General features: G+C 57.8%; 1 pseudogene. It reads right to left on the bottom strand.

What is annotated here, in order from left to right:
* Nucleotides 1–67 precede the first annotated feature (67 nt).
* Nucleotides 68–303 (bottom strand): annotated as a pseudogene (locus tag QP415_RS11320) (PRTRC system protein E); the annotation flags it as partial.

Genomic DNA, 303 nt, shown 5'->3' with positions numbered 1-303 from the left:
CGTGGCTGAGCAAGAGCTCGTGTGCGCTGTAGGCGAACAAACGGCGCAAGCTGGCCGAGTAGGGCTGTTATTCGATTGCGGTATCGTCCACAAGACCGACGAGGAAACCGTCTTCGTCAATCACGGATCCGCCGACGGCGGTGACGATGATTTCTGCGACCTTCTCAATGTCACGCGATGAGCGCATGCGCTCCAAACGCGCTGCTCGTGACACTCCAGTCGGTGTCTCGAGCATTCCTGCCGGCAACCACTTCAGGTGATATTCGATGATGACGCCCGTTGTCCACGATTCCCAACGCAGAA

Source organism: Pauljensenia sp. UMB3104 (assembly GCF_030217285.1).
Classification (GTDB): domain Bacteria; phylum Actinomycetota; class Actinomycetes; order Actinomycetales; family Actinomycetaceae; genus Pauljensenia.
Note: the sequence above shows the minus strand (reverse complement) of the source record. Positions and strands in the feature narration are given on the sequence as shown.